General features: G+C 46.5%; 9 protein-coding genes. 2 read left to right on the forward strand and 7 right to left on the reverse strand.

The window, feature by feature from the left end:
* Positions 1–10 precede the first annotated feature (10 nt).
* The 4 genes from cobA to Q0757_RS16050 form a co-directional block, all read right to left on the reverse strand.
* The gene (cobA, locus tag Q0757_RS16035; protein ID WP_298789129.1) at positions 11–1,468 is read right to left on the reverse strand and encodes a uroporphyrinogen-III C-methyltransferase; all 1,458 of its coding nucleotides are present in this window, start codon (positions 1,466–1,468) and stop codon (positions 11–13) included.
* Positions 1,469–1,544: 76 nt separating this feature from the next.
* On the reverse strand, positions 1,545–2,156 hold the full coding sequence (gene cysC / locus Q0757_RS16040) for an adenylyl-sulfate kinase (protein WP_298789130.1): 612 nt from the start codon (positions 2,154–2,156) through the stop codon (positions 1,545–1,547).
* A 17-nt stretch (positions 2,157–2,173) separates the two neighbouring features.
* Positions 2,174–3,322, reverse strand: coding sequence for a sulfate adenylyltransferase (sat, locus tag Q0757_RS16045; protein ID WP_298789131.1), 1,149 nt, complete (start codon positions 3,320–3,322; stop codon positions 2,174–2,176).
* Positions 3,323–3,351: 29 nt separating this feature from the next.
* The gene (locus Q0757_RS16050) at positions 3,352–4,059 is read right to left on the reverse strand and encodes a phosphoadenylyl-sulfate reductase (RefSeq protein WP_298789132.1); all 708 of its coding nucleotides are present in this window, start codon (positions 4,057–4,059) and stop codon (positions 3,352–3,354) included.
* 305 nt (positions 4,060–4,364) lie between these two features.
* On the opposite strand from Q0757_RS16050, the gene Q0757_RS16055 reads away from it, so the two are divergent.
* Positions 4,365–5,360 carry a lipoate--protein ligase gene (locus Q0757_RS16055; protein ID WP_298789133.1) on the forward strand — a complete coding sequence of 332 codons (996 nt, stop codon included), beginning with the start codon at positions 4,365–4,367 and terminating at the stop codon, positions 5,358–5,360.
* Positions 5,361–5,491: 131 nt separating this feature from the next.
* Positions 5,492–6,496 (forward strand): rod-share determining protein MreBH, encoded by a 1,005-nt coding sequence (mreBH, locus tag Q0757_RS16060; RefSeq protein ID WP_298789134.1) that lies wholly within the window; start codon positions 5,492–5,494, stop codon positions 6,494–6,496.
* Positions 6,497–6,791: 295 nt separating this feature from the next.
* On the opposite strand, the gene Q0757_RS16065 is transcribed toward mreBH, so the two are convergent.
* From Q0757_RS16065 to Q0757_RS16075, 3 genes are all read right to left on the reverse strand, one after another.
* Positions 6,792–7,640 (reverse strand): NAD(P)-dependent oxidoreductase, encoded by an 849-nt coding sequence (locus Q0757_RS16065; RefSeq protein WP_298789135.1) that lies wholly within the window; start codon positions 7,638–7,640, stop codon positions 6,792–6,794.
* A 168-nt stretch (positions 7,641–7,808) separates the two neighbouring features.
* Positions 7,809–8,192 carry a hypothetical protein gene (locus Q0757_RS16070; RefSeq protein ID WP_298789136.1) on the reverse strand — a complete coding sequence of 128 codons (384 nt, stop codon included), beginning with the start codon at positions 8,190–8,192 and terminating at the stop codon, positions 7,809–7,811.
* A 213-nt stretch (positions 8,193–8,405) separates the two neighbouring features.
* On the reverse strand, positions 8,406–9,332 hold the full coding sequence (locus Q0757_RS16075; RefSeq protein ID WP_298789137.1) for a S9 family peptidase: 927 nt from the start codon (positions 9,330–9,332) through the stop codon (positions 8,406–8,408).
* Positions 9,333–9,490: the final 158 nt, after the last annotated feature.

The raw sequence follows: 9,490 nt of genomic DNA on the forward strand, positions 1-9,490 counted from the left end.
TGGTTCCTCCTTAAAGAATAGGGCTGAAGCATTTTTGAATAGAGGCGGTGACCGCCTGCGCTGAAGCCCCTGCTGTCATATCCACATGGATTCCGTGTTTTTCAGCTTGTTCCTTCGTGCGTTCACCAATGCATACCACCGTTTTTTGTGACCACCATCGTCCAGCGTCTCCATTATACAGGTGGTTTATTTTTTCCACCGCAGTCGTGACAGCTTTTCTACATGGGAAAATCACTGTGTTGATGGAGTCATCCACCAACAGCCGCTCAAGTGTATGATCTGAAGAAGCGGCACTCTTTAACACATGCCCAATATCACTGCTGCCCTGAGGAGCGATCTCTTCTATCCATGCCTCACTTCCAATGACGTGAACATTCCCAGCAGATTTCCATTCCTCTTTTGGACGAAATTCGGGAAGGATACCGTAATCCTTCCATTTTTCTTCCGCCCGGCGGGTTGCAGCTGTAAGAAGGCAGTTCACCTGTCTCAGATCCAGACGCCATTTCTTCAGCTGAGCTATAAACGCTTCAACGTCACTGGCTGTTTCAAATATAATTTCATCATAGGGAAGATCCTTTTGCAGGTTGGTAAACTCCGGCAGTGTTTCTTCCCATACAGGCCCTTCATACACCTCTGCGCCCTGACTTTTCCATTCGCTGCTCCATTTGCCTGCCCCCGGTGTTGTACGCACGTGCCACATGTATCGGCCAAACAACGGGAGCTCTTCAAACCAGGTCGAGACCGGCCCTGCCTTAACAACATTGCCGACCAGCGTAATCGAAGGATTTTCAATCGCATGCTTTTGCACAATATCATTGATATCTGCAAGGGTGCCCTTCACCGTCCGCTGCTTTGAATAAGTGCCCCACTCAACTACCATCACAGCCGTATCCTCAGGCTTCCCCGCTTCTATGAGGCGTTTCGTAATAAAGGGAAGGTTTTTGACTCCCATGTAAAAGGCGACCGTATCAATGCTTTTGGCAAGCGGCTCCCAATCCAGATCCGGCTCTCCTGTTTCCTTCTTCGTATGGGCCGTGATCGCTGCGAAGCTTCCCGAATAATCCCGGTGAGTCACAGGTACGCCGGCATAAAGCGGGGCAGCTATACCGGATGTGATTCCGGGGACGATTTCGTAGTCAATATCGTTTTCCTCCATCACGGCTGCTTCTTCCCCTACTCTTCCAAATACGCCGGGGTCACCGCCCTTAAGGCGCACTACTTTTTTTCCTTCCCGGCTTTTTTCCACCATCATTTTCTGGATCACTTCCTGCCGCAGAATATGCTTTTGCGGCAGCTTTCCACAGTATATACGTTCCGCTTCAATCGGAGCCTGTTCCAGAAGAAGCGGGTTGACCAGCCTGTCATAAAAGATGACATCCGCCTGGCGGATGCATTCTGCTCCGCGCACGGTCAGAAGGCCTTCATTTCCGGGCCCTGCTCCTACTAAATAAACTTTCCCATCTGCCACCCAACTCCTCCTTTCCCTCTATCAAATGGTAAAAAAGGACACGGCTTAACAGCCCGCGTCCTCTACGTATCTTGCTTTATTGTTCTTCGATATAATTCCAGTTCACTAAAGCGTCCACTACTTCCTGGGCGGATTCTTCAATGGATTTTTGTTCGGTATTTACCGTAAGCTCCGGGTTTTCCGGTTCTTCATAGGGCGCGTTGATCCCGGTAAAGGAAGGGATTTCTCCGGAGCGCGCTTTTTTATACAAGCCCTTTGGGTCCCGTTCTTCACAGGCTTCGAGGCTCGCCTCTACATATACTTCGATAAATTCTCCATCCGGGAGCAGTTCACGCACCTGGTGGCGGTCCTCCCGGTACGGGGAAATAAAAGCGGTGCTGACAATCTGTCCGCTGTCAACGAACAGCTTTGCCACTTCTCCGATGCGGCGGATGTTTTCTGTCCGGTCCTCCGGGGAAAAGCCAAGATCCTTATTCAGACCGTGACGTACATTGTCTCCATCGAGCACATAAGTATGGCTCCCGCGTTCAAAAAGCTTCCGGGAGACGGCGTTTGCAAGCGTGGATTTACCGGACCCGGAAAGACCGGTAAACCAGAGCACAAAGCTTTGATGCTTATTTTTTTCCTGACGTTCTTCTTTGGATACCGAGGCGTCGTGCCAGACGATATCTGTGGATTTAGACCCCATCGTTTTCCTCCTGTCGTTTATGAATTGGAAGTCTGGCGCTGCATGCCGCGGATCAATACTTCCACGACCTCCGGACGGCTGAACTCTTTTGGAGGCATTTCGCCGTTGGTCAGCATGGCACGCACTTTCGTACCGGAAAGAATGACATGGTCAGCTTTGTCGTGTGGGCACGTTTTCGCTGTCGCCATGTTTTCACATTTCAGGCAGTAAAAGGAATGCTCAAAGAAGCGCAGCTGAATGCCAAGTTCCTCAAACGTAAACTCGGAGAAAATTTCCTGGGCATCATACGTTCCGTAATAGTCACCGACACCCGCATGGTCACGGCCGACAATAAAGTGGGTGCAGCCGTAATTTTTACGTACCATGGCATGAAATATTGCTTCCCGGGGCCCGGCGTAACGCATAGCAGCAGGAAATACCGCTAAAAATGTCCGGTTTTCAGGATAGTATTCGTCGAGGATGGTCTCATAGCTTTCCATGCGCACATCGGCAGGAATATCATCTGATTTTGTTGCCCCGACAAGCGGGTTTAAAAACAGGCCGTCCACGGTTTCAAGTGCTGCCTTCTGAATATATTCGTGTGCCCGGTGGACAGGATTTCTCGTTTGAAAGCCTACCACCGTATTCCAGCCACGGCTTTCAAAGGCACTGCGTGTTTCTTCCGGATCCAGATAATAGTTTTCAAACTGCTCATGGCTGATTTCTTTTACCAGCGTAATTTTGCCGGAAGCATACGTATCCGGACGATCATACATTTTCTTTACGCCGGGGTGGGCTTCTTCTTCGGTGCGGTATACTTCTCTTGCTTCCCGCTTCTTATCCGGAGCATAGAATCCTTCAAGTTCAATCGTACCGTACGTTTCTCCGTCAAAAACCAGGCGGGCTTCCTCTCCTGCTTTCAATTCCTCTGCTTTTTCCTTTGTGACCGGCAGGGTAATCGGAATGCTCCAGACCGTTCCATTCGAAAGGCGCATCGAAGAAACCACTGAGTTGTAGTCCTCTTCGCTCATGAAGCCTTCAAGCGGGCTGAACGCGCCGTTGGAGAGCAGCTCGAGGTCGGATAAAGCTACCTCATCAAGCTCAATTTGTTTTTGAATGGATGAAACGTCTTTGGTTAAATCCTTACGATTTACTAATTTTCCACCGTGTGGAGTACTTAAAGCCATGATCATCGTCCCTTCTTCATCTTAATTCATCAGCGGTGCAGGCCGCATTCTGTTTTTCCGCTTCCTGTCCACCGGCCACTGCGGAGATCGTCGCCTTCGAGCACTTTCGCCGTGCACTGTACACAGCCGATACTTGGATAGTTCTGCTCATGCAGCTCATTGTAAGGAAGGCTGTTGTCTTCGATATAGGCCCAGATATCATCCCACGTCCAGTGGATCAAAGGACAGATTTTAATCGATTCAAACCGTTTATCCTCGTTTACAAACTGCGTGTTGCGGCGGGTCAGCGACTGCGATCTGCGCAGGCCGGACATCCAGGCGCCGTATTGGCTTAATTCATTTTCGAGTGGCTGCAGCTTCCGAATACCGCAGCAGCGGTCCGGATCTGTTTCCCAGAGTCTTTCGCCTTCCTGGGCTGCCTGCTGTTTAGGAGACAGTTCCGGCTTCAGCATTTTAATGTTTAACTCCGGATACTTTTCACGAACTGCATCAATTACATCATACGTTTCTTTAAAATGAAACTGGGTGTCAAGAAAAGCAATGGTTGCATCTGGTTTCACCTGGCTGATTAAATCAATCAATACAATTCCTTCAGCTCCAAAACTGCATGCATACACTAAATCATCGCCGTATTCGCCGTAGGCCCAGCGGATAACTTCAAGCGCGCTTTGTCCTTCCAGCACTTCGTTATTCACTTGCTCCAGTTCATTTGTCTGCAGGGAATCGTATACTATCATGCGCTTCCATCCCTTTCCCTTTAATATTGTACCTGTTTCCATAAAAAATGAAAATCTTATTTTAAAGGCCTTGAAATCCTTAGTAAGTTTATCAGGTTTATTAGCTTATAGTATATTTTAGTGGGTACATTTTGCAAAGTCAACAATACAAATCGTTTAACTAGGGATTATTTCCGCGGGAATACTTTCCGATTTTCTTTTTCCTGTCAGCATTAGCTTTCACATCAGTATTTATGGCATAATATAAAAGGAACTTTCTTTCAAAATCAACATTGGTTCAACGCACAATTTTTAGGAGGCTACAAATGAAATTTATCGATAACGAAGGTATAAATGACCCGAGAATCAATTTAGCCATCGAAGAATTTGCTTTAAAAAACATGGATCTCGAGAAGGATGAAATGTATTTGCTTTTTTATGTAAATAATCCTTCTATTATAATCGGGAAAAATCAAAACACCATTGAAGAAATCAACACTGATTATGTGGAAAAGCACAACATCCAGGTGGTACGGCGCCTTTCCGGCGGCGGTGCAGTGTATCATGATTTAGGCAATTTAAATTTCAGTTTTTTAACAAAGGATGACGGCAACAGCTTTCAAAATTTCCAAAAATTCACACAGCCAATCGTCAACGCTCTAAATAACATCGGGGTTCCCGCCGAAATGTCCGGGCGCAATGATTTACAGGCTAACGGAAAAAAAATTTCCGGCAACGCCCAGTTCGCCACAAAAGGAAGAATGTTCAGCCACGGCACCCTGATGCTTGATTCGGAAATTGAAAATGTCGTAGCTGCGCTGAATGTAAAAGACGAGAAAATCCGCTCGAAAGGAATTAAGTCCATTCGGAGCCGTGTCGGAAATATCAATGAATTTTTGGATGAACCATTGTCTGTAGAAGCCTTCAAACAGCTCATTCTTCGGTATATTTTCGGGAGCGACGAGGAGATCGAGCAGTACCGCCTTACCGATGAAGACTGGAAGGAAATTCATAAAATATCTAATGATCGTTACAGCAACTGGGACTGGAACTACGGCAAATCCCCAGCTTTTGATATTCACCGCAGCAAAAAATTCGATGCCGGCATGCTCGACATCCGCTTCAACGTCAAAAAAGGCGTGATTCAGGAAACGAAAATATACGGGGACTTTTTTGGTACCGGAAACGTAGAGGATCTCCAGGAAGCACTTCAGGGTACGAAGTATGAACGCGATGCCATTTATAAAACATTATCCCAGTTTGATCTGTATACGTATTTTGGAGCTATTTCCATTGATGAAGTAGTGGACTTAATTTATTAATCCAGCTGCATTTTTTGTAAAAATGGGTAATTACTCATATTTTACGTGACCTTAGGCCCTTATTTAAGTACCCCCACTCCTCTACAATTAAATACTAGAGACTAATAACCCGGAAAAGGTGAGTAAATAAAATGGCATTAACAGAAATAGGTATTGATTTAGGAACTGCGAATATTCTCGTTTACACGAAAGAAAAAGGCATTATTCTTAACGAGCCTTCCGTTGTAGCCCTTCATATCGATACAAAAGAAGTCTACGCTGTAGGTACAGAAGCAAAGGAAATGGTTGGAAAAACTCCGGCCAATATCATCGCCACCCGTCCAATGAAAGAAGGCGTTATTGCAGATTATGACATCACTTCTGCCATGCTTTCCCACATAATGAAGAAAATTCAAAAAGAATCAGGCTTCACTCTCCGCAAGCCAAAGGTTGTCGTATGTACGCCGTGCGATTCCACTTCCGTAGAACGCCGGGCCATCCGTGATGCAGTACTTGGCTGCGGAGCTAAATCTGTCTCCTTAATCGAAGAACCAATTGCAGCAGCGCTCGGCGCAGAGCTGCCTGTAGACGAGCCTAAGGCGAACGTCATCGTCGATATTGGCGGAGGCACGACAGAGGTTGGCATTATTTCCTACGGCGGCATTGTTTCCTCCCGGGCGATCCGCCGAGGCGGAGACCATATGGATGAGAGCATTACCCAGCACGTCCGCAAGGAATATAATATGCTGATCGGCGAACGTACCGCTGAAAATATCAAAATGGAGATCGGCTCCGCTATCCCCGACGGTGAAGTCCGTACGATGGAAATCCGGGGCAGAGATCTTGTAAACGGGCTGCCGAAAACCATCACCCTGGAGTCACCGGAAATTCACCGGGCTATCACAGAAACTCTCGATCAGATTCTGGAAACTATTCGCGTTACTCTCGAGCAGTGTCCCCCTGAACTGAGCGGCGACATCGTCGATCAGGGAATTGTTCTCACCGGCGGGGGCGCGCTTTTGAACGACCTTCAGGACTGGCTGAGCCGCCAGATTGTAGTACCGGTTCACCTTGCATCGTCCCCTCTTGAAGCTGTCGCGATCGGTACCGGTAAATCGTTGGCAATGATCAACAGTCTGCAGAAAGCCTCCATGTAATAAACAAAAATCGTCCTCAGGTTTTTATGCCTGTGGGCGATTTTTTCAGAGTGTTGATTAACTATTATCACCAGAAGCATCTCCAACATAGGCTTCTGGTTCTTTTTATGTAAAATCTGGAGATTTTTTCTTATCTTCGGTATTTATGCATGCAAAGAGTCTTATGCTGCTTCAGTTTTTGCCCGGTGGTGTGCAATTTTCTTCAAAGATTTCGGAAGAAATCAAGAAAAAAAGCCGCCTAATGGCGATTTTATCAACAGCCTGATTTGTAATTATACAGCGTGATATGTGTGTTTCACTTAATTTTCACGTTGTCGCGCCAAAAATGAACCGGCTTCCAGCCCAGCAGTTCTTTTGCTTTATCGCTGTTCAGTAAACTTTCAAATTCACCGAGATTTTCTTTGATCGGCACGTTTGGAAATTCTGCTTTCATTAAATCACGGCTGGGAATATCCATACTTGTGTCGTCACCGGCAAGATTCAGCTCAACTGCACCAAGTCCCTGCTTCTCTACCGCCAGGCGGCATGCTGCAGCAGCATCTCTTGTATCAATGTAACTCCAAAGAATACGGTCCCGCTGGGAAGCATCATGGATAAAGGAAGGGAAATTCTGATACATAGGAGGAGCAATCACGTTTCCGAGACGGAAACTCACTACCTGCATGCCAGTGCGGCGGTGCATCATTTTAGCTGTTTCTTCATTCACTATCTTAGAAAGACCATAAGAATCCTCCGGAAGCTGCGGATGCGCCTCGTCAATAGGCACATATTGCGGATCGAATCGTTCTTTCGCAAAGCATATGCCGTAAGAAGATTCACTGGAAGCCAGAACCGCATTTTTTATCCCGAGCCCTGCTGCTGCTTCCAGCACGTTATAGGTGGCCAAGGTATTGTTGCGGAACGTTACTTCATTTGGATGCGAATAGGCGACTGGAATTGCTGCAAGATGCACCACTGCGTCAGCACCTTGAAGCGCCCCGTATACTTCCCCGAGATCGGTCAGATCTACGATTACCGTATCACAGATATTTTCCTCCGGCTTTTTCACGTCCGCATTCAGTACTTGATAGCCATGAGATACAAATTCTTTTAACACCCATGTGCCGAGCAGGCCGTTTCCACCTGTTACTACAACTTTTTTCATCACTATTCCTCATTCCCTTAAAAAATTAAAGCGTTTACACAAGCAGTGCTATTATAACAGATAAATGAATCAGCTACTTCATGGAATCAATTTCATGCTTATAAGAATTCAGAGTGTTGATTAAGTAAATAAGCATATTTATTCTATTCCTTGTATTTTCTCCTTCGTTTACCGGCGGAAGCTTGCATGCTCGTCTTCAGCTGTTTCCCATGCCTGCTGTATAGGTACAGCAGGCATGGGCCTGGGTTTCCTCATGCTCTCAGGGCCTGTCCAGAAAGTCATTGGACTGGCCCTGAGATACTGCGCTTCGATCCCACCGGCGTCACTGCCGGACACTGCAGAAAAAATAAACTTTTTTATTGGAAAACCTTTCGTGCTCTTATGTTTCGTAAATAAGCGTTTCCCTATGTTATAAGATGCCGGAGCTGTAGAAGGGGCGACTCCGGGAGGAGATAGAACGATTCCTACTGCTTCCCAAACGATCTTATTGGGAAGCATGAGCGGAGCCAGCCAGGGTGTTACAATTCTTGAAAAGCGTTCTTTGCTTTCCAAGAATATGGCTGCGCGAAGTCATGCTTTCCTTGTAAGAAGGGCAGTTTAGCAAAGAGAGTTCCCTCCGGAAAGCGACCCTTCGAAGGTGGAAGCAACTAACTGCATACTTCTTCAGAAATAATCACTTTATAAACAGCCTGGAAAAATCGTCCCCAGGTCTAAAAACCTGGGGACGATTTTTTTATATCCGCTTGTTGATTTTTCCAGCGTTTACTACTGTATCTGCTTTTGCAGCCAGGGATGCAGGTGGTCCAGCAGTTCATGGGACAGGTTGTCATTCTGCTGCTTTAAGTACCTGCGCTTCGTTTTCATGATCGAGAACTCTTCGGGCTGATGCCTGAGAATGTGGTTCATCTCTTCGACTACATAAGCCTCAACCGGCCCGCTCGTATGCTGGGCAATTGCACTGACATCCTCTGCCTTCACCTGGGCATCTTTGCCTCCATTTACGGCGATCAGAGGAATGCGCATGCGGTGAAAGGCTTCCCTCGGGTCATAGTCAGCGTGCTCCTGAAACCATTTTACATTCACATTTTTGTATTTTTTTGATGCTTCTTCATCAAGCAGCTCCTTAAGCACTTTATGCTGCTTTTTGATCATCCGTTTGTTCACTTTTCCCGTTTTCAGTGCACGGTAAAAGATTCCTTTGCCCTCGCTTATTTCCCTTTCCACCGATTCTCCCTGTTCAAGTAAAATATCAAACAGCGGTTTAGGCGACGACGCGAGTGCCATCAGCCCATGCACCTTTTCTTTTTCCGCCACCTTAGGAGCAATCGCCCCGCCTTCGCTGTGACCGAGAATGAAAATTTTCTCTTCGTCAATTTCCGGGACCATTTTTAAAAGACGTACGGCAGCAGAAGCATCCTCAATTAAATCCTGCAGCCCAGTTTCAAGAAAATCCCCTTCACTGCTCCCTGTACCTCTCTTATCATAACGCAGTGACGCTATGCCTTGTTTTTCAAGCCAGGAGGCCAGCTGGTTATAAATGTTTAATTTCATTCCAGGGGCGTTCCCGTCGCGGTCTACAGGCCCGCTTCCCCCAATTATCAGCACGCCAGGAGCCTTTTCGTGTTTGTTCTCAGGCACGGTGAGCGTTCCATACAATGTCTCTGCTTGATCAATTGTTATCAGTTGTTCCATGCTTTCACGCTCCATTAAAGGATTTTGTATTAGTATTCCTATTTTTCGTTTAATAAAAACCTTTTTCGCCATTGATAATTAGAGAGCGTAAAATATTTTGTGTAAACGAGCGAACACGAAAAAAGGAAGTCCTTTTCTAGTAGAATGAAGTTAGCCGA

It is taken from the genome of uncultured Marinococcus sp., assembly GCF_947493875.1.
Classification (GTDB): Bacteria; Bacillota; Bacilli; order Bacillales; family Marinococcaceae; genus Marinococcus.